Origin of the sequence: Streptomyces sp. NPDC003247 (assembly GCF_042888135.1) — a bacterium.
Taxonomy (GTDB): Bacteria; Actinomycetota; Actinomycetes; order Streptomycetales; family Streptomycetaceae; genus Streptomyces.
Map to the genome: position 1 here is coordinate 800,270 of NZ_JBIAPF010000004.1, position 24,609 is coordinate 824,878.

26 protein-coding genes and 2 pseudogenes are annotated in these 24,609 nt (G+C 72.0%); 14 read left to right on the forward strand and 14 right to left on the reverse strand.

Features of this window, described 5'->3' with window-relative positions; all coding sequences use genetic code 11:
• The first annotated feature begins 589 nt into the window (after window positions 1-589).
• Window positions 590-769: a hypothetical protein gene (locus ACFYWQ_RS17210; protein ID WP_389517236.1), complete on the forward strand. Its 180-nt coding sequence runs from the start codon at window positions 590-592 to the stop codon at window positions 767-769.
• A 131-nt stretch (window positions 770-900) separates the two neighbouring features.
• Here ACFYWQ_RS17210 and ACFYWQ_RS17215 read toward each other — a convergent pair whose 3' ends face one another.
• Together ACFYWQ_RS17215 and ACFYWQ_RS17220 are read right to left on the reverse strand one after the other, a co-directional pair.
• The gene (locus ACFYWQ_RS17215) at window positions 901-1,641 is read right to left on the reverse strand and encodes an SDR family NAD(P)-dependent oxidoreductase (RefSeq protein WP_389517238.1); all 741 of its coding nucleotides are present in this window, start codon (window positions 1,639-1,641) and stop codon (window positions 901-903) included.
• 313 nt (window positions 1,642-1,954) lie between these two features.
• Window positions 1,955-3,070 carry an AI-2E family transporter gene (locus ACFYWQ_RS17220; protein WP_389517240.1) on the reverse strand — a complete coding sequence of 372 codons (1,116 nt, stop codon included), beginning with the start codon at window positions 3,068-3,070 and terminating at the stop codon, window positions 1,955-1,957.
• A 293-nt stretch (window positions 3,071-3,363) separates the two neighbouring features.
• Between ACFYWQ_RS17220 and ACFYWQ_RS17225 the strand changes: the two genes are divergently transcribed.
• Together ACFYWQ_RS17225 and ACFYWQ_RS17230 are read left to right on the forward strand one after the other, a co-directional pair.
• On the forward strand, window positions 3,364-4,161 hold the full coding sequence (locus ACFYWQ_RS17225) for a nitrilase-related carbon-nitrogen hydrolase (RefSeq protein WP_389517454.1): 798 nt from the start codon (window positions 3,364-3,366) through the stop codon (window positions 4,159-4,161).
• 432 nt (window positions 4,162-4,593) lie between these two features.
• Window positions 4,594-6,654 carry a restriction endonuclease gene (locus ACFYWQ_RS17230; RefSeq protein WP_389517242.1) on the forward strand — a complete coding sequence of 687 codons (2,061 nt, stop codon included), beginning with the start codon at window positions 4,594-4,596 and terminating at the stop codon, window positions 6,652-6,654.
• Between the two features lie 67 nt (window positions 6,655-6,721).
• On the opposite strand, the gene ACFYWQ_RS17235 is transcribed toward ACFYWQ_RS17230, so the two are convergent.
• A complete protein-coding gene (locus ACFYWQ_RS17235) occupies window positions 6,722-7,102 on the reverse strand; it encodes a winged helix-turn-helix transcriptional regulator (RefSeq protein ID WP_389517244.1) in 381 nt (126 codons plus the stop codon).
• Window positions 7,103-7,219: 117 nt separating this feature from the next.
• Between ACFYWQ_RS17235 and ACFYWQ_RS17240 the strand changes: the two genes are divergently transcribed.
• From ACFYWQ_RS17240 to ACFYWQ_RS17250, 3 genes are all read left to right on the forward strand, one after another.
• On the forward strand, window positions 7,220-7,459 hold the full coding sequence (locus ACFYWQ_RS17240; protein ID WP_389517246.1) for a hypothetical protein: 240 nt from the start codon (window positions 7,220-7,222) through the stop codon (window positions 7,457-7,459).
• A 253-nt stretch (window positions 7,460-7,712) separates the two neighbouring features.
• A complete protein-coding gene (locus ACFYWQ_RS17245; protein ID WP_389517248.1) occupies window positions 7,713-8,306 on the forward strand; it encodes a DUF4291 domain-containing protein in 594 nt (197 codons plus the stop codon).
• A gap of 145 nt (window positions 8,307-8,451) precedes the next feature.
• Window positions 8,452-9,426, forward strand: coding sequence for a hypothetical protein (locus tag ACFYWQ_RS17250; protein ID WP_389517250.1), 975 nt, complete (start codon window positions 8,452-8,454; stop codon window positions 9,424-9,426).
• 196 nt (window positions 9,427-9,622) lie between these two features.
• Here ACFYWQ_RS17250 and ACFYWQ_RS17255 read toward each other — a convergent pair whose 3' ends face one another.
• Window positions 9,623-10,456 carry an oxidoreductase gene (locus ACFYWQ_RS17255; protein ID WP_389517252.1) on the reverse strand — a complete coding sequence of 278 codons (834 nt, stop codon included), beginning with the start codon at window positions 10,454-10,456 and terminating at the stop codon, window positions 9,623-9,625.
• Window positions 10,457-10,684: 228 nt separating this feature from the next.
• Between ACFYWQ_RS17255 and ACFYWQ_RS17260 the strand changes: the two genes are divergently transcribed.
• A complete protein-coding gene (locus ACFYWQ_RS17260) occupies window positions 10,685-11,356 on the forward strand; it encodes a TetR family transcriptional regulator (protein WP_389517254.1) in 672 nt (223 codons plus the stop codon).
• Window positions 11,357-11,548: 192 nt separating this feature from the next.
• Here the strand turns inward: ACFYWQ_RS17260 and ACFYWQ_RS17265 are convergent, their stop codons facing one another.
• Window positions 11,549-12,436, reverse strand: a complete 888-nt coding sequence (locus tag ACFYWQ_RS17265; protein ID WP_389517256.1) for a sigma-70 family RNA polymerase sigma factor — start codon at window positions 12,434-12,436, stop codon at window positions 11,549-11,551.
• Between the two features lie 83 nt (window positions 12,437-12,519).
• Between ACFYWQ_RS17265 and ACFYWQ_RS17270 the strand changes: the two genes are divergently transcribed.
• From ACFYWQ_RS17270 to lnt, 3 genes are all read left to right on the forward strand, one after another.
• Entirely contained in the window at window positions 12,520-12,969 is a 450-nt protein-coding gene (locus tag ACFYWQ_RS17270) for a carboxymuconolactone decarboxylase family protein (RefSeq protein WP_389517258.1), read from the forward strand.
• 144 nt (window positions 12,970-13,113) lie between these two features.
• Window positions 13,114-13,587, forward strand: a complete 474-nt coding sequence (locus ACFYWQ_RS17275; protein WP_389517260.1) for a nuclear transport factor 2 family protein — start codon at window positions 13,114-13,116, stop codon at window positions 13,585-13,587.
• A gap of 218 nt (window positions 13,588-13,805) precedes the next feature.
• Complete coding sequence (gene lnt / locus ACFYWQ_RS17280) at window positions 13,806-15,371, forward strand: apolipoprotein N-acyltransferase (RefSeq protein ID WP_389517262.1); 1,566 nt, start codon at window positions 13,806-13,808, stop codon at window positions 15,369-15,371.
• Here the strand turns inward: lnt and ACFYWQ_RS17285 are convergent.
• Both ACFYWQ_RS17285 and ACFYWQ_RS17290 read right to left on the reverse strand, forming a co-directional pair.
• Window positions 15,289-16,200 carry a Gfo/Idh/MocA family protein gene (locus ACFYWQ_RS17285; protein ID WP_389517264.1) on the reverse strand — a complete coding sequence of 304 codons (912 nt, stop codon included), beginning with the start codon at window positions 16,198-16,200 and terminating at the stop codon, window positions 15,289-15,291. The two genes, lnt and ACFYWQ_RS17285, sit on opposite strands and share 83 nt — an antisense overlap.
• A gap of 10 nt (window positions 16,201-16,210) precedes the next feature.
• Complete coding sequence (locus tag ACFYWQ_RS17290) at window positions 16,211-17,407, reverse strand: FAD-dependent monooxygenase (protein WP_389517266.1); 1,197 nt, start codon at window positions 17,405-17,407, stop codon at window positions 16,211-16,213.
• Between the two features lie 100 nt (window positions 17,408-17,507).
• Here ACFYWQ_RS17290 and ACFYWQ_RS17295 point away from each other — a divergent pair, with 100 nt between their 5' ends.
• The 3 genes from ACFYWQ_RS17295 to ACFYWQ_RS17305 all read left to right on the forward strand — a co-directional run bounded on the left by ACFYWQ_RS17295 (window position 17,508) and on the right by ACFYWQ_RS17305 (window position 19,518).
• Window positions 17,508-18,176 (forward strand): TetR/AcrR family transcriptional regulator, encoded by a 669-nt coding sequence (locus ACFYWQ_RS17295; RefSeq protein ID WP_389517268.1) that lies wholly within the window; start codon window positions 17,508-17,510, stop codon window positions 18,174-18,176.
• Window positions 18,177-18,351: 175 nt separating this feature from the next.
• Complete coding sequence (locus ACFYWQ_RS17300; protein ID WP_389517270.1) at window positions 18,352-18,864, forward strand: DinB family protein; 513 nt, start codon at window positions 18,352-18,354, stop codon at window positions 18,862-18,864.
• A 117-nt stretch (window positions 18,865-18,981) separates the two neighbouring features.
• Window positions 18,982-19,518 carry a hypothetical protein gene (locus ACFYWQ_RS17305; RefSeq protein ID WP_389517272.1) on the forward strand — a complete coding sequence of 179 codons (537 nt, stop codon included), beginning with the start codon at window positions 18,982-18,984 and terminating at the stop codon, window positions 19,516-19,518.
• 10 nt (window positions 19,519-19,528) lie between these two features.
• Here ACFYWQ_RS17305 and ACFYWQ_RS17310 read toward each other — a convergent pair whose 3' ends face one another.
• From ACFYWQ_RS17310 to ACFYWQ_RS17340, 7 genes and pseudogenes are all read right to left on the reverse strand, one after another.
• Window positions 19,529-20,005, reverse strand: coding sequence for a hypothetical protein (locus ACFYWQ_RS17310; RefSeq protein ID WP_389517273.1), 477 nt, complete (start codon window positions 20,003-20,005; stop codon window positions 19,529-19,531).
• 285 nt (window positions 20,006-20,290) lie between these two features.
• Window positions 20,291-20,974: a uracil-DNA glycosylase gene (gene ung / locus ACFYWQ_RS17315; protein ID WP_389517275.1), complete on the reverse strand. Its 684-nt coding sequence runs from the start codon at window positions 20,972-20,974 to the stop codon at window positions 20,291-20,293.
• Window positions 20,975-21,222: 248 nt separating this feature from the next.
• Entirely contained in the window at window positions 21,223-21,984 is a 762-nt protein-coding gene (locus tag ACFYWQ_RS17320; protein WP_389517277.1) for an SDR family oxidoreductase, read from the reverse strand.
• 19 nt (window positions 21,985-22,003) lie between these two features.
• On the reverse strand, window positions 22,004-22,765 hold the full coding sequence (fabG, locus tag ACFYWQ_RS17325; protein WP_389517279.1) for a 3-oxoacyl-ACP reductase FabG: 762 nt from the start codon (window positions 22,763-22,765) through the stop codon (window positions 22,004-22,006).
• A 138-nt stretch (window positions 22,766-22,903) separates the two neighbouring features.
• Complete coding sequence (locus ACFYWQ_RS17330; RefSeq protein ID WP_385076455.1) at window positions 22,904-23,320, reverse strand: DUF3037 domain-containing protein; 417 nt, start codon at window positions 23,318-23,320, stop codon at window positions 22,904-22,906.
• Entirely contained in the window at window positions 23,317-24,072 is a 756-nt protein-coding gene (locus ACFYWQ_RS17335) for a HipA family kinase (RefSeq protein ID WP_389517281.1), read from the reverse strand. Before ACFYWQ_RS17335 ends, ACFYWQ_RS17330 begins: the two co-directional genes overlap by 4 nt.
• A gap of 214 nt (window positions 24,073-24,286) precedes the next feature.
• A pseudogene (locus tag ACFYWQ_RS17340) lies at window positions 24,287-24,535 on the reverse strand (zinc ribbon domain-containing protein); the annotation flags it as partial.
• Between the two features lie 2 nt (window positions 24,536-24,537).
• Between ACFYWQ_RS17340 and ACFYWQ_RS17345 the strand changes: the two are divergent.
• Window positions 24,538-24,588, forward strand: a pseudogene (locus ACFYWQ_RS17345) (hypothetical protein); the annotation flags it as partial.
• Between the last annotated feature and the right edge of the window lie 21 nt (window positions 24,589-24,609).

A 24,609-nucleotide genomic window follows, 5' to 3' on the forward strand; every position in this document is an offset into this window, starting at 1 on the left:
CCCGGCGGGAAACGGCGGGCTCGGTTTCCGGTCACGGGTCCGCCGGGACTCGACGACGGCGTGACCGGCGCGCTCGAAGGTTGATCGGCCGAGGCCCTACGAGGAGGTCGGCGCGCTGGACGACGGCAGGCCCCGCGACGGACTCGGCGCCTCGCCCCCAGTTGCTCGCGCCGGGCAGGACACGGCCACGGGACCCACCCCAGGACCCGCCCCAGGACCCGAACACCCACCGCCCACGCCCACGGACACCGTCCGCGTGGACCGGCCACAGCGCGATCGGCAGCCGCCCCGCCCGCCACGGGCGACACACCGCCGGCCACGCGCGACGCACCACCGGCCCGCCGCTCGGCTTTCGACGTGCGGCCGACGTCACGTGCCGCCCGTAGCGGGTGCGGCAGGCGGCGCCCGGTACGCGGCACCCCGCTCGCCGCTGACGACGGGCAGCGTGAGCGAGCCGTACGGAACCCGCCCGCGCACCACCGGTCACCCGGTCGCCCGGTCCGGCCGGACGACGGCGGTGACCGAACCCGTACGGTCCGCGTAGTCGGCCGGTAGCGCAGTGTCAGTGCTTGCGCCTACGCTGTGGCACATGTCCCCCACATCTTCCATCCCTGGTTCCGTGCGGTCTGCCGCCGAGCTGAACGAGCAGATCCGGGCCCTGTGGCGGCGCTCGGGCGGGTCCCTGTCGGCGCAGGAGCGGGTCGAGTACGAGCTGCTGGTGGTGGAGTGGGCGGCGGCGATCCGCGACGAGGTGGTCGAGGCGGCCTGACGCCCGCCGTCCACCCCCGCGCGCGGAACCTCCCCCCGCCCGCTCCCCGCACACGGAGGCTCTCCCCCGCCCCTCCCCACACACAGAACCTCCCGCCGCCCCTCCACCCCCACCGCCCGCCGAGGCCCGGCCTACCGGCCTCCCGCCACCCGCAGCACCGCCCCCGTCGTGTACGACGCCTCGGGTGACATCAGCCACGCCACCGCCGCCGCGATCTCCTCGGCCTGGCCCGGCCGCCGCAGCGGGATGGAGGCGGCGGCCCGCCGGGGCCGTTCCGGATCGCCCATCGCGGCGTGGATCTCCGTGTCGATCACGCCGGGCGCCACCGCGTTGACCCGGATTCCGTCGGGCCCGAGTTCCTTGGACAGGCCCACGCTGAGGGCGTCCACCGCTGCCTTGGTCGCCGCGTAGTGGACGTACTCGCCGGGACTGCCGAGTGTCGCGGCCGCCGAGGAGATGTTGACGATCACCCCGTCGCCCCGAGGCGTCATCAACTGCGCCGCCCGCCGCGCGCACAGCAGCACGCCCAGCAGGTTGACGTCCACGACGCGGCGCAGGTCGTCGGTGCCGGCGTCGACCAGGGGCCCGAGGAGACCGGTGACGGCGGCGTTGTTCACCAGGCCCGTCACCGGCCCGAGCCGGTCCTCCGCGACCGAGAAGAGCCGCTCCACGTCGGCCTCCACCGAGGTGTCGACCCGCACCGCGACGGCGCGGACACCGGCCGCCCGCACCGCCTCGGCCACCGCCTCCGCGGCGTCGGCGTCACGGACGTACCCCACCGCCACATCGTGCCCGTCGGCCGCGAGCCGTCGGCAGACCGCGGCGCCGATTCCCCGGCTGCCGCCCGTGACGACGGTGACGAGCCGCTTCATGACCATCTCCTGACTCCGTCGGTGATCACCGCGGCGAGCCTACGCGCCCCGCCGCCCGGCGCGGCCCTGGCGGCTCGCCGGTCACATGGACCTGCGGTGATGGCCGGCGAGATGGTGTCGACGCGTGGAGGTCGCTCCTCGTTTCCGCGGATGACGGAACGGGGACGGCATCCGCATGCGGACGCCGACGACGACGCCGCGCCGGGCCCGGCACGGCCCGACCCGGCACGGCCCGACCCGGCACGGATCGGAACCGGCCCGGACCGGAATCGGCACGCACCGGAACCGGCCCGCACCGGCCGGCGCATGTCCGTCAGGACGGTACGGCGGCGCCGGTGGGCGACTCGTCGGTGTCCAGGTCCCGCGGCGGGTCCCCGAGTTGCTCGCGCACGTGGTTCCAGACCACGGCGATCACCGCGGCGACCGGCACGGCGAGCAGGCTGCCCACGATGCCGGCGAGGCTTCCGCCCAGCGTCACCGCGAGGAGGACGACCGCGGCGTGCAGGCCGAGGCCCCGGCTCTGGATCATCGGCTGGAACACGTTGCCCTCGAGTTGCTGCACGACCACGATGACGGCCAGCACGATCAGCGCGTCGGTCAGACCGTTCGACACCAGGGCGATGAGCACCGCGACGAAACCGGCGAACAGGGCGCCCACGATCGGCACGAACGCGGAGACGAAGGTCAGCACCGCCAGCGGCAGCACCAACGGCACGTCCAGGATCCACAGGCCGAGGCCGATCAGGACGGCGTCGAGCAGGCCGACGACCGCCTGGGACCGCACGAACGCGCCCAGGGTCTCCCAGCTGCGCTCGGCCACGACCGGGACGTCGGTGGCGAGACGGCCGGGCAACTGCCGGGACAGCCACGGCAGGAACCGCGGCCCGTCCTTGAGGAAGAAGAACATCAGGAACACCGCCAGGACGGCGGTGACGACACCGTTGACCACGGTGCTCACCCCGGTGACGACCGTGGTGACCATGCTGCCGAGGCCGTCCTGGGCGCGGGCGACCGCGGAGTCGAAGGCCTTCGTGATCTGGTCGTCGCCGATGTTCAACGGCGGCCCGGAGGCCCACTCGCGCAGTCTCTGGAGGCCTTCGACCACGCCGTCGGTCAGCTCCCCGGACTGGGACGCCACCGGGACGGCGATCAGCGCCATGACGCCCACGGCGACCAGCAGGAACAGCACGGTCACCGCCGACGCGGCCACGGCGGGAGGCCACCCGTGACGGCGCAGGAAACGCGCCAGGGGCCAGGTCAGCGTCGTGATGAGCAGGCCGACGACGAGCGGCCAGACCACCGACCACATCCGGCCCAGGACCCACAGGGCCACGGCGAGCATGACGAGCAGCAACAGCAGGTCGACGGATATGCGCGCGGACGAGCGGAGCGCGGCGCGGGTCCTCTCGGGACTCAACGGGGCAGGCATGGGGGCCACCCTATGCGGCCTCCCCGCGCGGGTGGATCAGCACGTCCTCAAGGGCCGGGCCGCACTGTCTCCAGCGGCAACAGCACGGTAGGGCGTCGGAGTTGACCGGCACGTACGGGGACGCGGATCTCCGGCATCGCGTCGCAGCACCGCTCCCTCCGCCACCGGACGGGAATCCGGTGTCCGAGACCGCCCCGCCCGCCACGGGAAGCGAGACGCGCGTGCTGCTGCCTACGCTCGTAGGGGAACAGGTTCCCTTGGACCGTGCGGACGCGGTCGCGGAGGTGAGCGCCGTGCGTGCCTCGCTGGTACAACTGTCGGTCGACGCGTCGGACTCCGTCGACGAGCGCCGTCGCAGGGCGGCTGCGCTGGTCCGCGGCCGGGCGGGCGACGACCTCGTGGTCCTGCCGGAGCTGTGGACGGCCGGAGCATGGTCGTACGACGGCTGGGGGCGCGCTGCCGAAGGGGTCGACGGGCCCACCGCCGAGGTCATGTCCGCCGCCGCCCGTCGGGCCGGAGCCTGGCTCCATGCCGGATCGATCGTCGAGCGGGACGGGGACGGGACGCTGTACAACACCGCTCTCCTCTTCGACCGGGCCGGCGCACTGCGCGCCCGCTACCGCAAGATCCACCGATACGGCTTCGACACCGGCGAGGCGACCCTGATGGGCGGCGGCGCCGACATCGTCACCACGCCCACCGACTTCGGTGTCATCGGCCTTGCCGTCTGCTACGACCTCCGCTTCCCCGAACTCTTCCGGGGCCTGCTCGACGCGGGCGCGGAACTGATCGTGGTGCCCGCCGCGTGGCCCGCCGCCCGGCTCGGCCATTGGCGGCTCCTCACCCGTACGAGGGCCCTGGAGGAGCAGGTCTTCCTCCTGGCCTGTTGCGCGACGGGCACCCACGACGGTGTCCGTCAGGCCGGACACAGTGTGATCGTCGACCCCTGGGGAACCGTCCTGGGCGAGGCCCGCACCGCGGAGGAGACGGTGACGGTGGAGGTCGACATGAAAGAGGTCGCCCGCATCCGCTCCGAGCTCCCCGTACTGCGCGATCGCGTCCTGTCCATCAAGGCCCCCGGAGGACAGTGACCCCGGCGGCACACTTCCCCACGCACCCCATGGACCGGAGCCGGCTACCGGCTACCGGCACCGGCTACCGGCTACCGGGCCGTTCCCGGGGCGGCAGTCGGGCGGCGCAGAGTCCGGATCCCCCTTCGCTGACGAGGGCTTGGCTGTGAAAGCGGCTTGATGACCCACGTCAAGCCTCTCTGGCGGTCATCTCCGTGACGGACGCACACAGGGAGTCCGGTGCTGGCCGAAGGCGACCGTTCGGGTACCTCGCCCAGGCACGGTCCTGGTTACCCTCCGGTCAAGTTGACCTGCGGGGATGCCCCAGGGCTTCTCCCTGCGAGTGGATATGCGGGACGGCCGTTGCTGGATAGAGTCGTCTCATTACAACTGGTTGTGGGGACAACCAAAGTGCCTTTCGGCTGTCGACGTCCTGGGGAGGGCCTGCCGCACATGAGTCGTCGCTCTACTGGATATGTCGGTACATGGGCCGAGATGCAACGGCAGCAGCAGCGCCAGCTGGAAGCCGAAGCCAGGCGGCGGCGACAGCAGGAACAGCAAGCGCGGGCCTACCAACGGCGAGCCGCCCAGAGCCACCGTGAGTACCGGCAGGCAGAGGCTCTACGGCGCACGGAGGAGTTGGACGCGCAGGTGGCGTCGTTGCAGGCGCTTCTCGCGTCGGGCTGCCAGGCTCCGGCCTTCAGGGCTGCTGCTCTCATGCGGCCGGAGGAAGTCCAGCCGTTCGCCCCAGGGCCATTGGCACAGCCCGTGCCCATGCCGGATCTCCCTCACTACCAAACGCAGAGCGGCTGGACTGCGAGCAGCCGGGCACGGGCGCAGGCCGAAGCACGAGCACGCTTCGAGCGGGACTGGCAGGCGGCCCAGGCCGCTGAGGCTCACCGGCAGCAGCAGCTGGCGTCGTACCAGCGGGAGTACCAGCAGTGGGCCGATGCTCAGCTGGCTGACGTACGGCGGCACAACGCCGGCGTCGTGTCGATCACTGACGGCGTAAGGCGTCAGGATCCCGATTCCGTGGTCGAGTACTTCTCGGCCGCTCTCTACGCCTCGACCGCATGGCCGGAAGGTTTCCCACGCCAGGTGGCAGCAGCCTACGACCCGTCAGCCCGGCAACTGGTACTCGATTGGGAGTTGCCCGGATACGGCGTCGTGCCGGAGGTCAAGTCCGTTCGGTACGTGTCGGGGACCGACCAGGACAAGGAGACTCCCCGCCCAGTAGGCCAGCGGCGGGCCCTGTACAGGGAGGTTCTCGCGCAGTGCATGCTGCTGGTTCTGCACGAGTTGTTCGCCGCGGATGAGCTGGCTGCCCTGGAGTCAGTGGCCTTGAACGGGTTCGTCGACGGGCACGACCCCACCACGGGCCGACCAGGCCAGATCTTCCTCTCCACCGTCATGGCCTCGCGCTCCGCGTTCCGTGACTTGCACCTGGCGCAGGTGGACGCGTGCAGTTGCCTGGCTGACGCGGTGCGCGGGCAGCTCTCGACCCGACCGGACCAACTGACGCCCGTACGGCCGGGTAGACGGCCGCGGGATGTCGGGAACCGCGTCGTCGCGCACGGCAGCGATGAGGAGCCGGACCTGCTCACCATGGATCCGATCGCCTTCGAGCGTCTCGTTGCCGATCTCTTCCGGGCCATGGGCATGCAGGCCGTGACCACTCAGCGCTCCAACGATGGCGGTGTGGACGTCGACGCGCTGGATCCGACACCGATCCGCGGCGGCAAGATCGTCGTGCAGGTGAAGCGCTACCGCAACACGGTGCCACCCACCGCCGTGCGTGACCTGTACGGAACTGTGCAGGACGCCGGCGCCAACAAGGGCGTGCTCGTGACGACCTCAGGGTTCGGTCCCGGCTCACACACCTTCGCCAACGGCAAGCCGCTGGAGCTCATCTCGGGTCCCGAACTCGTCGACCTGCTGCATCGTCATGGGCTGCGTGGGCGGCTCGGTGAAGGTCGCCAACCAGTCTCACCACAGCCGACGCCCTCCGGGCCGGCCACTCGGCTACCGGACGACTACAACGTCCTGGGCATGGCGTGGAGCGGCAGCGTCGCCTTGGACGTCTGTGCTCTCGTCTGCGGTGGCAACCGCGTCCTCAGTGACGATCACTTCGTCTTCTTCAACAACCCTCAGACGCCGGACGGCTCCGTGCGAGCCCTTCCCGCAGCGGCGCCGGACAAGGCGGCGATCTGCGTGTCCTTCGACGGGTTGCCGGACGCGGCTGACCGGTTCGTGCTCGTGGCCGCCATCGACCCGGAGGTCAACCCGAACGCCGATCTGTCCGGCTTCACAGATGCCTGCATCCGGCTTCTGGATCCAGGGATGACCGAGCTGGGACGCCTGGAGGTGTCCGACGGACGGCCGCACGAAACCGCCTTGGTACTCGGCTCCTTCCGTCGCAGGTCCAACGGTGACTGGGACTTCGTCCTCGGCGGCAAGGGCTACACGGGCGGCTTGGAAGAACTCGTGCGGGACTACGGCATCGACGTGGAGTAGACCTGCCGACGGGCGGACGCCCCCGCCAGGAGGGGAACGGCCGGTGAACGCGGCCGGAGGACCCACGTCAGGCCTCGCTCACAGACCCTGTGCAACTCCTCTCCTGGGCTTCAAGAAGTTCGTCGCCGTGCTCGATCACCCAGTGTCCGAGCGCCGTCATCGGGCCCTCGACCAGGCTCTGCCCCAAGCCGGTCAGGGAGTAGTCGACGCGCGGCGGCGCCTCGGCATGCGCGTGGCGCTCGATCAGTCCGCCCGCGAGCAGACGGTGCAAGGCGTCGGTCAGGACCTTGTCGCTGATACCGCCGATCGCGGCGCGCACCTCGCGGCGCCGGCACGGTCCCGTACGAAGCGCCGCCAGCACAACGGGATCCCAGGTATGGGCGAAGAGATCGGTGGCCGCGCGCAAACGGCAATCGGCGACCAGTTCATAGCGGTGCTCACCGGACACGGCGAGTCGATGGCGAGGCGGATCGCCGGACTTGCTCCGGGAGCCCGGGTGGTGAAGGCGTTCCATCTTTTCCCCGCCGGCCAGTGGACGAGGCCGCTCCGTGGTGGCCGGCCCCGTGTGACGGTGGCGATGTGCGGTGACGACGCGACCGCACTGCACGTCGTCGGCGAACTGGTCCGTGACGTCGGCGGAGTTCCGGCGACTCTGGGGACACTGGACCGCGTCCGCCAGTTGGAGGAGGTGGCGGGTTTCGTCATCGGCTTGGCCTTCGCAGGTTTCGACCCGGGCTCCGCCGTCCCTCACGTCCCCTCGAACAACAGCCGCGCCGGCTCACAGGAGCAGGCGTGCAATTGCTGAAGTGAAGGGTCGGGCTCGTGCGTCACGTGCGTAGTAGGTGGCGTACCGGGCGGAGTGTTCCTCGGTGCAGAAGCCATCGAAGTCACCGGCCGCTTCGCAGCGGACCTTTGCACGTGGTCGGGGCCTGACCGGCCACACGCAGCGGATGCCCTGGTGGGAACGGACCGGGGGCGTCCTGCTCCGTCGCAGCGGGCAGCAAGCCGCGGTCGAAAATCGGTGGCCACCAGAGCCGGCCGATCCCAGGCTGTACGCCATGGAAGAACCGCACCGTGAAATCCGTGCGCTCCACACGGCGTCCACGATCACCGTCTACCAGGCCTATGCCCCTGGCATCGGGGTGACCGCCGTCCGCGACGGCCGCTTTCCCTCCACGTGGCTGCGGGATCGCATGACGTGGATCAAACCCAGCTTCCTGTGGATGATGTACCGCTCCAACTGGGGCACCAGTGCCGGGCAGGAGACCGTTCTTGCCGTCGAGATCGCTCGCGTCGGCTTCGACTGGGCGCTGCGCCACGCCTGCCTGTCGAGCTACGTTCGCGGCCTGCATCCCGATCGCGGCACCTGGCAGCGTGAACTCAAGCGCGCACCGGCCCGTGTCCAGTGGGACCCCGAACGCGACCTGAACTTGCGTCCCCTGCCGCACCGCTCGCTGCAACTCGGACTCTCGGGCGAGGCATCGTCGCGCTACGCGGACGAGTGGATCGTGTCCATCAGCGACGTGACTCCACTCGCCCGAGAAATCCGCACACTCGTCCATCGCGGCGATTTGGACTCCGCGACACGGCTGCTTCCCCAGGAACGGCGATACCCCGCCGGTGACGAACTCCTCGCCCACCTGCGGCCCTGACCAACAACACGCCGGCAGCCGTTCCCCTTTCAGCTCCGATCTCCAAAAGCCCAGCGGACTTGAGTGATGATGTGAGGCATCGGTAGTCGTGCGGTCGGCGTGCTGCTTCTCGTGTCGTCCTTCATCGGTCCGGCGACCGTCCGTTATGCTCGCGTCGCCCACAAAGGACCCGATTCTCACGGAGGGCAGCACGGCGGGGATCAATCGAGAGCGCCTCGTCAGAACGCTGACGTTCTGGCTGCGGCCGGCCTTCGCGTTGCGGGTCATCAACCGGTTTCAGAAGATCATGGGTTTCGACCGCTCGATGGCACTGGCGTCCAGCGCCTTGACGACCTTGGTCCCGCTCTCCATCCTTCTCGGCGCTGTCTTCGCGCACTACGATGCCGCACAGCGGATCATCAAGCGCTTCAACCTCACCGGAGCAAGCGCCACGGCAGTCAACTCGCTGTTCTCTCCTGCCGAAGGGACCAGTGCGAGCGTGGGCATCTTCGGGGTCGCGTTTCTGACGATCTCGGTACTGAGTTTCGCGCGAGCCGCGCAGCGACTCTTCGAACAGGCATGGGAACTCAAGCCCCTCAGTATGCGCAACACGCGCAACGGCTTGTGGTGGATCCTCACTCTCGGCGGCTATGGAGCGGTCAGCGCGTTGCTCTCCACGCTCCTCGGCAGGGGCGCGCTGGGTGTCGCCGCCTTGGTGTGTGGATTACCGGTGACTGCCGTATTCCTCGTCTGGAGTGGCTGGATCCTGTCAGCGAAGCGGATCAACTGGCCGGACCTGATTCCCTTCGGCGTCACCGGCGCCATTCTGGCGGTGGCTTATTCAGTGGGTGCAAGGATCTACATGCCGCATCTCTTCAACTCCTCCGTCGCGCGCTACGGGGTGGTCGGTGCCGTCTTCGCGATGATCTCCGCCCTCTTCGCAGCCATGCTCGGCCTGGTCGCATCGGCAGCACTGGGACGAGAGGTACGAGACGAACTCAGCCGGATCCGTCAGGGCGACCGCCCTTCCGACCACGAGGTCCGCCAGCAGTGGGACAGCGTGGTCGAGCAGACTCGGTCACAGTGGCGCACAGCACGGGAACAGGTCTCTGATCATCGGTTCAAGGGCTCGAACCACTGAGGGCCACGGCGGCCACCGCCGGCATCCTCGTTTCCGGCGTCACGAGCCAGGAAAGAGGTTGCGAACGCGGATTGACGGCCCACGTCATCCAGCAGCAGGCGGGCAGCCGGTGCCACGGCTCTTCAGTGGGGCGAGGCTCGGCGGGGCCGGGCTGGGCTGGGCTGGGCTCCAGGGGACCTTTGCTTTGGGCCGGGGGTCACGCCGGTACGCCGGCGCCTCGCTTGATGAGGGTGTCGAACGCGCGGGCGGGCAGGAGCCGACTGAGCAGGATCAGAGGGCGGGCGCCGAAGCCGACGCGATAGCGGACGCGCGGGCGGCGGGTCGTGGCGGCCTTGGTCACCGCCTCCGCGATCACGGAAGGGGGAGAGGCTTTCCGGGCGCCCTGGGAGCTGCTTTCCAGGGACTTCGCCATGGCCTCGGCCTGCGCGGCGTAGGGGCCGCGACCGGAGACGGCGCGCAGCTTGTCGGCCGCGATCGCGCCCCACTCGGTACGGATCGAGCCGGGCTCGATGAGGACGACGTCGACGTGGAACCGCTTCAGTTCGAGCCGGAGCGCGTCGCTGAGCCCTTCCACGGCGAACTTGCTGGCGTGGTACCAGGCGCCCATCGGGGTGGCGAAGCGCCCGCCCATGGAGCTGATGTTGACGATCGTGCCGCTGCGCTGGGTACGCATGTGGGGCAGCACGAGCTGGGTGAGGCGGGCCAGGCCGAAGAGATTGACGTCGATCTGGGCACGGGCCTCGTCCAGGGGGACGTCCTCCAGAGCCCCGTAGGAGCCGTACCCGGCGTTGTTGACCAGGACGTCGATACGCCCCTCGTCTTCGATGATCCTGCCGATCGCGTGCTTCGCCGAAGTGCCGTCGGTGACGTCCAGGGCCAGCGTGCGTACGCCTGCGGAGGCGAGCGCGCCCATGCGGTCGACGCGTCGCGCGGCGCCGTACACGGTGAATCCCGCCTGCTGCAACCGGAGTGCGGTGGACTCACCGATACCGGAGGAGGCTCCTGTGACCAGTGCAACCTTGTTCGACATGAGAGTTCCCTCGTTCGCTTCGGGCCCGGTGTGCGGGCCGTTGGCCGGATGGCGGGCGGCTTCCGCCGCCGTCGCGTGGATGCGCCAGGGCTGCCGCACACCGACGCACGCAGGCCCGTCCACGGTCGGGTAGGGCTTCGTCCTGCCACCAACATAAGAGACCGACGGTCTGAACACAAGAGGACGGCGGTCTCTAATCAAGAGACTGCCAGTCTGTAGACTCCGGACATGGCCACCTTCCAGCGGGCGAGGAGTGAGGAACAGCGCTTGGCGCGTAGGCAGAGCATCCTGCGGACCGCCGCAGCGATGCTCGCCGAGATGCCGGTCTCCGCGATGAGCCTCAATGAGCTGAGCCGCCGTGTCGGGCTCGCCAAGTCCAACGTGCTGCGCTACTTCGAAACACGTGAAGCCGTGCTGCTCGACCTGCTCGACCAGAGCGCCCGTGACTTGCTGGCGGAAGAGGGCGAACAGCTCCGCTCACTGGTCGACGCGCGCGACCCTCTGGACGTCAGGATCGAAGCCGCGGCATCCGGGCTGGCCGCGTCGTTCGCCGCCCGACCGATGCTGTGTGAACTGCTCAGCGCCCAGGCCGGCGTACTGGAGCACAACATCTCCGTCGAGGTCGCGACCCGGTACAAGCAAGGCGCCCGCGACAGTCTGCTCGGATTCGCCGAGTTGCTGCGGCACCTCTTCCCCGAGCTCGATCGACCGCGTTCCGAACAGGGCGCCAACCTGATCGTCGTCTTGATCTGCGGCCTGTGGACGCACACCCACCCGGCGCCCGCGGTGCGCGCCGTCTATGACGCCGACCCGGGCTTCGCGTTCATGGACTCGGACTTCCCGGACGCCCTGCATCAGGCGCTGAACGTGCTGCTCACGGGCCTCCTCGTCCGTAGCTGACACACCCGGTGGGCAGCGGCCCCCTGGGCAGCCGCACGCCCCTCTCCGTCGGATCACCGCGTCGCCCTCGACCGGGCCGGACCCTGCTCCCGACGCGGCCACCTCGTCGAACGCCCTGACGCCCCCGCAGCCTGGAACAGGTCACTGATCCACAGGCTCCGGTGCTCGGCCGCGACCTGCCCCGGCAGGCACTCACGCCGGATCCGGCAGGTCCATCAGCGCGAGCTCGGCCGGGTCGATCACGATCGTGATGCCGGTGATCCGGCCGTCGGCGACGGTGAACGCGACGACCGAGAGCGGGGTGCCGTCCTCGCGCCAGGAGACGATCCCCGGGAGGCCGTCGACGAGCACCGCCCGGCCCTGTGCGGCCGCGCCGGCGGACACCTGCGCGCCGGCCGCGACCTTGGTGGCGCCGAGCGTGACGACCACACCGGACGGGGTGTCGACGGTCAGTTTCACGTCGGGGTCGAGTACCCGCAGCAGCCCCTCGAAGTCGCCGAGGCGAGCCGCCGTCAGGAACGCCTCGACCACCTCGCGCTGTTCCCGTCCGACGCCCGTCCGCCGCTCGACCGCCCGCACCTTCCTGCGGGCGCGGCTGGCGAGCATCTTGGCGGCGGCGGTGGACTTGCCGAGGATCTGGCCGATCTCCTCGAACGGCACCGCGAACAGGTCGTGCAGCACGAACGCCAGCCGCTCGCTCGGCCCGAGCGACTCCTGGACGACGAGCAACGCGAGCCCGACCGAGTCGGCGAGCACCGCGTCGTCCTCGGGGACGGAACCGTCGTCGAGCGTCACCACGTGCTCGGAGAGGCGGTCGTCGTAGAACGCCTCCGGGCGGGCCCGGCGCGATCGCAGGACGTCGAGGCTGATCCGGCCGACCACCGTGGTCAGCCAGCCGACGAGGTTGTGGATGGCCACCGTGTCCTGGCGGGAGAGGCGCAGCCAGGCCTCCTGGACCACGTCCTCGGCGTCGGCGTGCGATCCGAGCATGCGGTAGGCGACCGCGCGCAGCCGGTCGCGCTGGGTCTCGAACGCCTCGGACGCCTCGGTCATCGGGTCGGCCGGCCTGGTGTCGGACATGTTGTCACCTTCCTCGGCTTCGCTCCGTCAGGGGTGATGACGCGCCCGAAGGGGCTCGGGTAACCGATGGAGGAGCAGCACCGATGGAAGCACGTATGACAGGCCCGGCCGATCCCGATGTGATCACCGCGATCCAGCACCTCTACAAGGCGATTCACGCCGGGGGCGTGGACCAGCACCTGCTGTCCCTGGTCCACCTGCGCACCAGTCAGATCAACGGTTGCAGCCCCTGTGTCTTCGCCACGGTCCGGTCGGCGAAGAAGGCCGGTGAGACGGAGGAGCGGCTGCACCACGTGGTCGCGTGGCGGGATACGCCCTTCTACACCGAGGAGGAGCGGGCGGCCCTCGCCCTGGCCGAGGCCGCCACCCGGCTCCAGGACGGCGCACCGGGTGTGACCGACGAGATCTGGGACGCCGCCGCCGACCACTTCGGCGAGGAGCAACTGGGCGCGCTCGTCCTGGAGATCGCGCTGACCAACTTCTTCAACCGGATCAACCGCACGCTCCGGGAGCAGGCCGGCAGGACCTGGTGACCCGGGCGGGGCGTCATCCGCCCGGGGTCAGCACCTCCCCGCACCCGAGGGGTGGCGCCCCACGGACCGAGATACCGCGGGCCCGTGCGCGCCGGTCGTCGCACGCCTCTTGGCTGGGCCCGGCCCATGCCCAACACTCGGGCCATGACGCAGCGTGCGGAGCTCGCCACCATGATGGACCGGCTGGCCGTCGACGAACTGGTCACCGACTACGCGGTGGCCGTCGAGGACGGGGACTGGACGGCGTTCCGGGAGCTGTTCGCGCCGGACGGGCGGGCCGACTACCGGTCCGCGGGCGGGATCGAGGGGCCCGTCGGGCAGGTCGCCCAGTGGCTCGCGGAGAGTCTGCGGGTGTTCCCGGTGCGGCAGCACCTGGTCGTGAACCGCCGCCTCCGCTTCGGGGTCCTGGAACGCGACCGGGGTGACACCGCCCGGCTGCGGGCCGACTACGTCTCCGCGTTGCGGCTCGCCGGCGACGGCTCCTCGGCCGCGCCCGACGTCGTCCGCGGCGGCCGGTACGCCTTCGGCCTGCTGCGCACGGACGACGGCTGGCGGGTGCGCGAGGTGGTCGCCCGGGAGATGTGGCGCCGGCCTCAGGGCGGGGACACCGTCCTCTGACGGGCGGCGGGGACACCGTCCCCTGAGGGGCGGCGGGGACATCGTCCCCTGGGCGGCGGGTCTCCGGTCCACGGCGGGTCTCCGGTCCGCGGCGGGTCTCCGGTCCGCCGCGGTGTCGCGCGCCTTCCCCCTCTTTCTCTCTCCCTCCGCGAGGCCATCTGGTCGGAGATCACCGCGGGCGCGCACACTGGAGCCACCAGCGGGTAGAGAGGTGCCGTATGAAGACGTTCGGTCTCCTGCTCACCTCCCCGTGGCGGCGGTCGGCCGTCGTGGCGCTGGCCGGCGCGCTGCCCGTGCCGGCGTTCCCGGCGCCGGGCCTGTGGTGGTGGGCGTTCCTCGCGCTGGTGCCCTGGATCCTGCTCGTGCGCTCGGCGCCGACGGGACGGCGGGCGGTGTACGACGGCTGGAGCGGCGGGTTCGGGTTCATGCTGGCCATGCATCTGTGGCTGCTGCCGTTCCTGCACGTGTTCACCCTGGTGATCGCCGCGCTGCTGGGCGCGCTGTGGGGGCCGTGGGGCTGGCTGGTGCGCCGGTTCCTGGCGGGGGCGCCCGCGCGGGGGCGGGCCGTCGCCGCGCTCGTCGTGCTGCCCTCGGGCTGGCTGGCCGTGGAACTCGTCCGTGGCTGGGAGGGTTTCGGCGGGCCGTGGGGCGTGCTCGGCGCCAGTCAGTGGCAGGTGGAACCGGCGTTGCGGCTGGCGTCCGTCGGCGGGGTGTGGCTGCTCAGCTTCCTGGTGGTGGCCGTGAACGTGGCGGTCGCCGTGCTCGTCGCCGTCCCGGCGCACCGGGTGCCGGCCGTCGCGGGGCTGGTGGCCACCGCGGCCGCGGCCTGCACGGCGTGGGTGTGGTCGCCGCGTCCGGAGGTGACGGGGCAGGCCCGGATCGCCGTCGTGCAGCCGGGCGTCGTCCAGGGGCCCGAGCGCCGCTTCGACCGGGAGGAACAGCTGACGCGCCGGCTCGCCGGGCAGGACGTCGACCTGATCGTCTGGGGCGAGAGCGGAGTCGGGTACGACCTGGACGACCGGCCCGACCTGGCGCGGCGACTGGCGGAGCTGTCCCGGGCGACCGGCGCCGGAATCCTGGTCAACGTGGACGCCCGGCGCTCCGACCGGCCCGGCATCTACAAGAGCTCGATCCTGGTCGGACCGGACGGCGCGACCGGCAACCGGTACGACAAGATGCGTCTGGTGCCGTTCGGCGAGTACGTCCCGGCCCGTTCGCTGCTCGGCTGGGCGACCTCGGTCGGCAAGGCGGCCGGCGAGGACCGCCGGCGCGGTGGCGGGCAGGTCGTGATGGACGTCGGGGCGGGGCTGCGGATCGGCCCGATGGTGTGCTTCGAGACCGCGTTCCCCGACATGAGCCGGCATCTCGCCGCGGACGGCGCGGACGTGCTGGTCGCGCAGTCGTCGACGTCGACGTTCCAGCGGAGCTGGGCGCCCGCGCAGCACGCCTCGCTCGGCGCCCTGCGCGCCGCGGAGACGGGCCGGCCGTTCGTCCACGCGACGCTGACGGGCGTCTCCGCGGTGTACGACGCGAGCGGCCGGCGGCTGGGCCCGGCGCTGGGGACGGACGCGAGCACCGTGGCCGTCCGTGAGGTGCCGCTCACCGGGGGCACCACCCCGTACGTCCGCTTCGGCGACTGGCCGGCCCACGCGGCGCTGCTGGTCCTGGCGGCCGTGTTCCTGGCGGAGGGGGCGCGGACGGTCAGGACGCGGCGGAACGCTCCGCCACCGCCCGCACCACCCGCTCGCACAGTTCATGCGTCGCCAGCGCGTCCCGCGCGCTGAGCACCTTGCCGGCGCGCACGGCGTCCAGGAAGGTCAGGACGGCCTGTTCGATGCCGCGCTGGCGGGCCACCGGCACCCAGTCGCCGCGCCGCCGCACCGTCGGCTGGCCCTTGTGGTCGACGACCTCGGCGAGGTTGACGACCTGGCGCTTGGTGTCCTGCCCGGACACCTCGAGGATCTCCTCGTTCGAGCCGCTGAGGCGGTTCATGACGCCGAGCGCGGTGAAGCCGTCCCCGGCGAGCTGGAGGACGACGTGGTGCAGCAGCCCGTCCACGACCCGGGCGCGCACGGTCACGTCGTCCACCGGGCCCGGCGCGAGGAACCGCAGGGTGTCCACGACGTGGATGAAGTCGTCGAGGATCATGGTGCGGGGCTGTTCGGGCAGCCCTATCCGGTTCTTCTGCATCAGGATCAGCTCGCGCGGGTGGTCGGCGCACTGCGCGTAGCCGGGGGCGTGGCGCCGGTTGAAGCCGACGGCGAGGCTCGTCCCGCGTTCCTCCGCGAGCGCCACGAGCCGCTCGGAGTCGGCGAGTTCGTACGCCAGCGGCTTGTCGACGTACGTGGGGACGCCCGCCCGGAGCAGCCGGGCGACGATCTCGGGGTGGACGTCGGTGGGGGCGTGCACGAACGCGGCGTCCAGGCCCTGGGCGAGCAGCGCGTCGAGGTCCCGGTGCCGCTGCCCGGCGGGCACCCGGAGCGTGTCGGCGACCCGGTCGAGGGTGGCCGGTGTGCGGGTGTGCAGGTGCAGTTCGAGGCCTGGCAGCGCGCCGAGCACCGGCAGGTACGCCTTCCGCGCGATGTCGCCGAGTCCGATGCAGCCGACCTTCACGGGGGCTCCTTCACTGCTGGTCCGCGCTGTGCGTGTCCACGTCCGCCTGGACGGCAGCATACGGGGACCGCGGCGGCCGCCAGTCGGCGATCCCGTCGAAGCCGCGCAGGAAGAGGCCGGGCCCGAACGCCGACAGCGCGGCCACCGCGGTGTCGCGTACGGCGACGGCGACGGGGTGGGCGGCCATGCTGAGCCGGGCCGTGCGCAGCGCCTGCCGGGTGACGGCCGTCGTACGGGGCAGCCGGGCGGCCGTGTAGGCGGGGAGGTCGGCGCAGTGGTGGGCGAGGACGACCGCGTCCTCGACCGCCTGGTTGCCGCCCTGGCCGAGGGAGGGCGGCATCGCGTGCGCGGCGTCGCCGACGAGGGCGACGCGGCCGCGGTGGAAGGCGGGCAGCGGCTCGGCCAGGTGGTGGACGTCGTGCCGCAGGACGTCCTCGGGGCGGGTGGCGGCGAGGATGTCGGGGACGGGGTGGTGCCAGTCGCCGTAGCGGCGCAGGAGTTCGGCCCGTTCGTCGGGGGCGCGCTCCCCGGCCGGGGCGGTGGCGGCGGCGTACGCGTACACCCGGCCGTCCTTGAGCGGGTGGGACCCCCACAGGCTGCCCCGGCCCCAGGTCTCGTGGGAGGCGAACGCGACGCCGGGCAAGGGGATCACGATCCGCCAGGTGGTGAAGCCGGTGTAGACCGGGCCGGGGTGGTCGGGGAAGAGGGTCCGGCGTACGGCGGAGTGGATGCCTTCGGCGGCGACCACCAGGTCGGCCTCCAGTTCGCCGTCGGGCGTGGTCACGCGGGCCGGGCGGCGGGTGCCGCCGGGGTCGGCGAGGCCGGCGGGTGTGCCGGTGCGGACGGCGTCGGGCGGGAGCAGGGCGGCGAGGGTGTCCACGAGGGTGGCCCGGTGCAGCAGGACCAGGGGGCCGCCGAAGCGGGCGGCCACCGCGTCCGCGCTGGTGCGGGAGAGCCAGCGGCCGCGCGGTGTGCGCAGGCCGCCGTCGCCCTGCCAGGCGGCGAGGTCGCGGACGCGGTCGCCGACGCCGAGGACGTCGAGGGCGCGCAGCGCGTTGGGGGCCAGGGAGATGGCGGCGCCGACGGGGGCCAGGGACGGGGCCCGCTCCAGGACGGTGACCCGCAGGCCGCGTCGGTGCAGGGCCGCGGCGGCGGTGAGGCCGCCGATCCCGCCTCCGACGACGATCGCGTGCGGCGACTGTGCCATGGCTCCTCCGTAAGTTGTCGGTGGCCCGCCTCACTACAGCTGTAGTGGGGTCTTGGGCGCGACGATACTACGGGTGTAGTGCGGGCGGTAGGTTGGTCCCATGCCCCTGCCAGCCTCCGCCTCCCCCGGCCCGCCCGCCTCCCGCAACCCGTCCACGCCCTCCGGCACGCCCACCTCCCGCGACGCGTCCCCTTCCCCCGGATCCCGCGCCGAACTGGTCGCCGACACCGCGCTCGCCCTGCTCGCCGAGCGGGGCATGCGCGGGCTGACGCACCGGGCGGTGGACGAGGCCGGCGGGCTGCCCCAGGGGTCCACCTCCAACCTCGCCCGCACCCGGCAGGCACTGCTCGGGCTCGCCGTGCGGCGGCTCGCCGAGCGGGAGGCCCGGGTGCTGGCGCTGGAGGAGATGCCGGATCCACGCGGTGGCCGCGACGCGCTGACCGAGGCCCTGGCCCTGGCGGTCCACCGCTCCCTGTCCCACCACCGCGACCTGCTCGTCGCCCGCTACGAACTGGCCCTGGAGGCCACCCGCCGCCCCGAACTGCGGACCTTCTACGACGCGGCCGGCGCCGTCTTCCGCGACCGGCTCACCGCCCTGCTCACCGCCGCGGGCTCCCCCGACCCCGCCCGGCACGTGCTGTCCCTGGTCGCCTGGGCGGACGGGCTGATGTTCTCCTGCGTGGCCGGCTCCTTCGGCGGGCGGACACCGAGCCCCGACGAGCTGCGGGCGGGGGCGCGTGAGCTGCTCGACGGGATGCTCGGTGGCTGACGGGGGGGCTCGGCGGACGGCGGCGGGCTGAGCGGGCTCGGCGGCTGACGGCGGGTTCGGCGCGGCCGACCGTGGGTTCGGGGCGACGACCTCGGGCTCAGCGGCTGCCGGCCCGTCGGCGCCCGGCCGCGAAAAAGGCGTGGTGGTCACGGGCCCGTTGGGAAACGATGCGGGCATGACGACACAGCGAAGCGAACCGGCGGGCGACGCCGACGAGCGCACCATGCTGGAGGGGTGGCTGGAGTACCACCGGCAGACCCTGGCGTGGAAGTGCGAGGGCCTCACCGACGCCCAGCTCCGCACCGCCTCGGCGCCGCCGTCCGAGCTGTCCCTGATGGGGCTGGTGCGGCACATGGCGGAGGTGGAGCGCGGCTGGTTCCGCGCGGTCCTCATGGGCGAGGACGCGGGGCCGATCTACTTCAGCGACGAGGACCCCGACGGTGAGTTCCACCTCACCGAGGACGACACCTGGCAGGAGGCGCACGCCACCTGGCAGGACGAGATCGGCGTCGCCCGGCGCAACGCGGCCGGACACGGGCTCGACGAGCCCTCCCGGGGCGTCCGCCGTTCCACGGGGGAGTCGTACAGCCTGCGCTGGATCTACACGCACATGATCGAGGAGTACGCCCGGCACAACGGCCACGCCGACCTGCTCCGCGAACGCGTCGACGGCGTCACCGGGGAGTGACACGGCGTCAGCGCGAGGGGGCGGCCGTCCCCCTCGGGGGGCGGTGGATCACCCGTGTGGGCCACTGCTCGCCCGACCGCCGTGCCCGGACGGGCCGGACCCAGCAGAGTGGCGCGGGTGCATCGAACGACGTCGACCACCGCGACGCTCCTGGTGACCGTGGCCGTCTCGGCCCTGACCGGATGCGTGACCCTCCAGCACCCGCCGGCGCCGGGCCCGCCCGCGGCCCCCGCCCCTCCCTCCGCGCCCACGACCGCGCCGCTGCCCCGGCCGGACGGCCGGGCCGGGACCCGGGTCGTCCAGGCGCCGGCCCTGGAGGCACTGGAGCGGGTGGGCACGCGGCGTGCGCCGGAGCCGGCCGCGCCGCCACGGACGCGGCGGGCCACCCCGCCGGCTCCGGCCGCGTCGGCACCGGCCGCGCAGCCGCCGCCCCGCGCCGCCCCGCCACCGCGTCCTCCCCGCACCGCCCCTCAGCCGCATCCCCGCACCCGGCCGACCCGGCCGGAACCAGCGCGCCCGGCGTCACCGCGCGGCGAGGCCCCCGACGTACGGGAGGAGGTCGAGAGGCACACCGACGTGTGCGCTCTCGGCCGACGGTACGGGGGCTGGCGTTCGGACAGCCCGGAGGCGGTGATCTGCGAGCAGGCGTACTGACCGCAGGGCGCTACGCACCGCCGGGGTGGCCGCAGCCGGGCTCCCCCAGCCGCAGCTCCATCCTGATGATGGCCGCCCGCACCCCGTCCGCGTAGCTGTCGTGGCCGAGCGCGCCGGCCGCTCCCCGTGCCCTGCGCACATGGGCGCGGGCGGCCTCGGAGCGGCCCAGCTTCACGTAGTCCGCCGCCAGGTTGAGCTGGAGCGAGGGGTACAGCGCCCGCACCTCGGGCGAGTCACCGTCCTCCTCCGCCGCCGTCAGGGCCCGCAGGTCCCAGGCCAGCTCGTCGAACGGGTCGTCCTGGGTGTCGGCGAGGTAGTGGGCCAGTGTGCAGCGGTGCAGCGCGTCACCGTCCTCGCCGATCTCCGTCCACAGCTCGAGCAGGCGGCGCCGGGCCTCCTCGCGGTCACCCCCGTGGTGCAGCATCACGACCTGCCCGATGCGCGTCAGCACGGCGTCCGGCGCCGTCTGCCCCTGTCGATCCACCACGGCGGCCTCCTTGCGTCGTTGCCACGACGCTAACCGCAGCCGGTGGCGATCCCGGTCAGGCTCCACCGGGCCGGTCACAGTCGAACCGGGCCGGTCGCAGTCGGACCGGTCCGGTCGTGAGCAGACCGGGCCGGTCGCGGGCAGACCAGACCAGTCGCAGTCGGAACGGACCGGTCGCAGACGAAGCCGGACCGGTCGGAGTCGGAAGCGCCGACCCGGAGTCGTAACGGCCGGCCCAGGGTCGGAAGCGCCGGCCCGGGGTCGCACCAGCCGGCCCGCGAGGCATCAGCCCAGGTTCGGGATCGTCCAGTCGATCGGCTCGTGGCCCTGACGGGACACCGCCTCGTTGATCTGGGTGAACGGCCGGGAGCCGAAGAACTTCTTCGCGGACAGCGGGGAGGGGTGCGCGCCCTTGACCACCACGTGCCGCGTCTCGTCGATCAGGGGCAGCTTCTTCTGCGCGTAGTTGCCCCAGAGGACGAAGACCGCCGGGTCGGGCCGGTCGGCCACGGCCCGGATCACCGCGTCCGTGAACTTCTCCCAGCCCTTGCCCTTGTGCGAGTTCGCCTCGCCGGAGCGGACGGTGAGGACGGCGTTGAGCAGCAGCACGCCCTGCTGGGCCCACGGCATGAGGTAGCCGTTGTCGGGGACGGGCGTGCCCAGTTCCTCGTGCATCTCCTTGTAGATGTTGCGCAGCGACGGCGGGATCTTCACGCCGGGCCGCACCGAGAAGCACAGGCCGTGCCCCTGGCCCTCGCCGTGGTACGGGTCCTGGCCGAGGACCAGGACCTTCACCCGCTCGTACGGCGTCGCGTCGAGCGCGGCGAAGACCTCCTCGCGCGGAGGGTAGACGGGACCCTTCGCTCGCTCCTCCTCGACGAACTCCGTCAGCTCCTTGAAGTAGGGCTGCTGCAGCTCGTCGCCCAGGACCCCGCGCCAGGACTCGGGCAGCATGGCGATGTCGGTCACGTCAACGTCCTCCGTTGTGCGGTCACTTCCAGACCACAGAACCTACAGGCGACCACTGACAACGGGCACCGCGGTCCGCCCACCGGCCGCCACGGGGCTCCGCCGCCGGAGGGCAGGGGACGACGTTGTCATGACACTGTGCACCGACCGCGCACGGATCGTGCACGGCCCATGTGCGGCCCGTGGGACGCGAAAGGCGCCGCCCCCGGTCGGGAGGCGGCGCCCTGGGGCCGTGCGGGGCGGGGCGGTCAGCCCACGCCGGCGTTGAGGAAGATGCCGCCGTCGACGACGAGCGTCTGGCCGGTGACCCAGTCCGACTGCTCGGAGGTCAGGAACGCGGCGGCGCCGCCGATGTCGGAGGGGACTCCGAGCCGGCCCAGCGGGTAGGAGGCCGCCGCCTCGGTCTCCCGGCCCTCGTACAGGGCCTGTGCGAACTTGGTCTTCACCACGGCCGGGGCGATCGCGTTGACCCGTACCCCCGGCGCGAACTCGTGCGCCAGCTGCTGGGTCAGGTTGATCATCGCGGCCTTGCTGACGCCGTAGGCGCCGATGAAGGGCGAGGCCGACAGGCCCGCGACGGAGGCGATGTTGACGATGGCGCCGCCGTTGTCCTTCTGCCAGGCGTGCCAGGTCTTCTGGGCGAAGCCGAGGGCGGAGACCACGTTGGTCTCGAAGACCTTGCGGGCCACGTCCAGGTCGAGGTCGGCGATCGGCCCGAAGACCGGGTTCGTGCCGGCGTTGTTGACCAGGTAGTCGATGCGGCCGAAGGCCTCCATCGTGCGGTCGACGACGGCGGTCTGGTGGTCCAGGTCGTGGGCCCGGCCGGCGACGCCGATGACGCGGTCGGCGCCGAGCTTCTCGACGGTCTCCTTGAGGGCGTCCTCGTTACGGCCGGTGATGCAGAGCCGGTCGCCGCGGGCGAGGAGTGCCTCGGCGACACCGAGGCCGATGCCGCGGCTGGCGCCCGTGATCAGGGCGACCTTGCCGGAGAGTGCGGGCAGTTCAGTCATGTCGGTGACCCCTGGTGAGCTAGTTGAGCGGTCCGCCGGCGACGTACAGCACCTGGCCGGAGACGAAGCCGGCGGCCTCGCCCGTGAAGAAGGCGATCGCGTTGGCGATGTCGTCGGGCTCGCCGACGCGCTGCACCGGGATCTGCGAGGCGGCCGCCTTCTGGAAGTCATCGAAGCCCATGCCGACCCGGGCGGCGGTCGCGGCCGTCATGTCGGTGACGATGAAGCCGGGGGCGACGGCGTTGGCGGTGATGCCGAACTTGCCGAGCTCGATGGCGAGGGTCTTGGTGAAGCCCTGGAGACCGGCCTTGGCGGCGGAGTAGTTGGCCTGGCCCCGGTTGCCGAGCGCGGAGGACGAGGAGAGGTTGACGACGCGGCCGAAACCGGCGTCGACCATGTGCTTCTGGACGGCCTTGGTCATCAGGAACGAGCCGCGCAGGTGCACGTTCAGGACCGTGTCCCAGTCGGAGGCGCTCATCTTGAACAGCAGGTTGTCACGGAGCACACCCGCGTTGTTGACGAGGATCGTCGGGGCGCCGAGCTCCTCGACGACGCGGGCGACGGCCGCCTCGACCTGGGCCTCGTCGGAGACGTCGGCGCCGACCGCGATCGCCCGGCCGCCCGCCGAGGTGATCTTCTCGACGGTGTCCTTGCAGGCGGCCTCGTCGAGGTCGACGACCGCGACCGCGCGGCCCTCGGCGGCCAGCCGTACGGCCGTGGCGGCGCCGATGCCGCGTGCCGCGCCCGTGACTACTGCGACCCGCTGCTCAGTGGTGGACATTGCTGCTTCTCCTCGCCCTTGGGGTGCGGCTCCGTACGGCCGGCTCCATCGGTGACCGACCGCTTAGTACCTTCAGCAGACGTGACGCTAGAAGCCCTGGCACCCGGTGTCAACGGCGCACCGCGCGGGTGTGATCGATTACCTCACCAGCAGCGTGAGGAGCCGCTCCGTCTCGGCGGCCGCGTCGGTGGTGAGCCCGGTGTGCACGGGGCCGGGCTGGACGACGGCGGAGCGGGGCGCGATCAGCCAGCGGAAGCGCCGGCCGGCGTCGTCACCGGCCGCCTGACCGGCCGCGTCGCCGCCGCCGCACACCGTCTCCACCGCCCGCAGGGCGGCTCGGACGCCGGCCACGTCCGCGTGCGGGTCGAGGGCGAGCAGCCGGGCCTCGTCGAGGTGGGTGCGGGCGCCCACGTAGGCCTGGGCCCGGCAGTAGACGAGCACGCCGGCGTTGATGCACTCGCCGCGCTCGACACGGGGGACGACCCGCAGCAGGGCGTACTCGTAGACGTCCCGTTCGTTCGCCTCGCTGGCCCTGATGATGTGGCGGTCGTTCACTCGGCCCCCTTGATGCGCTCGTGGATGACGGCGGCGCGCGCCAGGAGGGGTGCCGCGTAGGCGCGGCGCAGCGCGTCCGGGGTGTCGAAGCCGGGCTCGTCGGCGAGCCAGACGTCCGGGATCTCGGCGGTGACCTCGGCGAGGAGGTCCGCGGTGACCAGGGGGCCCAGTTCGGCGGCCGCGGCGGCGGTGTCCGGCCGGAAGCGGGCGAGGGCGTGGTCGCCGGCGTCGTAGGGGCGGGCGGCGGAGGTCTCGGCGGAGGGCCAGTTGTGGTGCCAGATGAGGGTGGCGCCGTGGTCGATGAGCCACAGGTCGCCGCGGTGCACGAGCAGGTTGGGGTTGCGCCAGGAGCGGTCGACGTTGTTCACCAGCGCGTCGAACCAGACGATCCGGCCTGCCTCCTCGGGGCTCACCGGGAAGGCGAGCGGATCGAAGCCGAGGGCGCCGGAGAGGAAGTCCATGCCGAGGTTGGTGCCGCGGCTGGAGCGCAGCAGGTCCTGCACCTGCTGGTCGGGTTCGCCGAGCCCCAGCACCGGGTCGACCTCCACGGTCACCAGGCGGGGCATCCGCAGACCCAGCCGGCGGGCGAGTTCGCCGCAGACCACCTCCGCGACGAGCGTCTTGCGGCCCTGTCCGGCGCCGGTGAACTTCAGGACGTAGGTGGCGAGGTCGTCGGCCTCGATCAGTCCCGGCAGCGAGCCGCCCTCACGCAGGGGCGTGATGTAACGGGTCGCAGTGACCTCTTTCAGCATTTTCCCATGCCACCTGTCTTTACTGCCTTGCAATCCAAGATCACCCTCGGGGTGGCGCAGAGATGGCGATCGCCCCGTCGACGGCCCTGGGAAGTGACTGGGGAGTGTCGACCGGCCCGCAGATGTCGTTGCCTCCCCAGCAGTCCGTCAAGAGCCGTTCGCCCCTTGCTTCCAGCCTCCGGCATGAAGTGAGCATATTGACGTGCTCCCTGGCCTAAAGTACAGGGATTCCAGCCTGGGTCGTCTGACCCTTCCGGAGGCTTCCTGCTTCAACGCGCTGTGCGGGCACGTGTGCCCGTCTGACCGGCGCTCCGCAGGCGTTTAGCGTCTTCGCCCGTCCGGCGGCGACGATTCGGCGTCCTTCGAAGAGGACGTTGCGGGCGGCGTTGTGGTCGCGGTCGTGCACGGTGGCGCATTCGCCGCACGTCCACCGGCGGACGTGAAGAGGCTTGGGGCCGTCCCGGAATGGCTGTGCAGCTCCGCTACAACTACCGGGCCTACCCGGACGCCTCCCAGCGCCGCGCGCTGGCGCAGGCG

Excerpts from the sequence above, each read along its gene's own strand:
- ACFYWQ_RS17210 (WP_389517236.1), top strand. The coding sequence starts at position 590 with ATGTCCCCCACATCTTCCATCCCTGGTTCCGTGCGGTCTGCCGCCGAG.
- ACFYWQ_RS17215 (WP_389517238.1), bottom strand. The coding sequence starts at position 1,641 with ATGAAGCGGCTCGTCACCGTCGTCACGGGCGGCAGCCGGGGAATCGGC.
- ACFYWQ_RS17220 (WP_389517240.1), bottom strand. The coding sequence starts at position 3,070 with ATGCCTGCCCCGTTGAGTCCCGAGAGGACCCGCGCCGCGCTCCGCTCG.
- ACFYWQ_RS17230 (WP_389517242.1), top strand. The coding sequence starts at position 4,594 with ATGAGTCGTCGCTCTACTGGATATGTCGGTACATGGGCCGAGATGCAA.
- ACFYWQ_RS17245 (WP_389517248.1), top strand. The coding sequence starts at position 7,713 with ATGGAAGAACCGCACCGTGAAATCCGTGCGCTCCACACGGCGTCCACG.
- ACFYWQ_RS17250 (WP_389517250.1), top strand. The coding sequence starts at position 8,452 with ATGCTCGCGTCGCCCACAAAGGACCCGATTCTCACGGAGGGCAGCACG.
- ACFYWQ_RS17255 (WP_389517252.1), bottom strand. The coding sequence starts at position 10,456 with ATGTCGAACAAGGTTGCACTGGTCACAGGAGCCTCCTCCGGTATCGGT.
- ACFYWQ_RS17260 (WP_389517254.1), top strand. The coding sequence starts at position 10,685 with ATGGCCACCTTCCAGCGGGCGAGGAGTGAGGAACAGCGCTTGGCGCGT.
- ACFYWQ_RS17265 (WP_389517256.1), bottom strand. The coding sequence starts at position 12,436 with ATGTCCGACACCAGGCCGGCCGACCCGATGACCGAGGCGTCCGAGGCG.
- ACFYWQ_RS17270 (WP_389517258.1), top strand. The coding sequence starts at position 12,520 with ATGGAAGCACGTATGACAGGCCCGGCCGATCCCGATGTGATCACCGCG.
- ACFYWQ_RS17275 (WP_389517260.1), top strand. The coding sequence starts at position 13,114 with ATGACGCAGCGTGCGGAGCTCGCCACCATGATGGACCGGCTGGCCGTC.
- lnt (WP_389517262.1), top strand. The coding sequence starts at position 13,806 with ATGAAGACGTTCGGTCTCCTGCTCACCTCCCCGTGGCGGCGGTCGGCC.
- ACFYWQ_RS17290 (WP_389517266.1), bottom strand. The coding sequence starts at position 17,407 with ATGGCACAGTCGCCGCACGCGATCGTCGTCGGAGGCGGGATCGGCGGC.
- ACFYWQ_RS17295 (WP_389517268.1), top strand. The coding sequence starts at position 17,508 with ATGCCCCTGCCAGCCTCCGCCTCCCCCGGCCCGCCCGCCTCCCGCAAC.
- ACFYWQ_RS17300 (WP_389517270.1), top strand. The coding sequence starts at position 18,352 with ATGACGACACAGCGAAGCGAACCGGCGGGCGACGCCGACGAGCGCACC.
- ACFYWQ_RS17320 (WP_389517277.1), bottom strand. The coding sequence starts at position 21,984 with ATGACTGAACTGCCCGCACTCTCCGGCAAGGTCGCCCTGATCACGGGC.
- fabG (WP_389517279.1), bottom strand. The coding sequence starts at position 22,765 with ATGTCCACCACTGAGCAGCGGGTCGCAGTAGTCACGGGCGCGGCACGC.
- ACFYWQ_RS17335 (WP_389517281.1), bottom strand. The coding sequence starts at position 24,072 with ATGCTGAAAGAGGTCACTGCGACCCGTTACATCACGCCCCTGCGTGAG.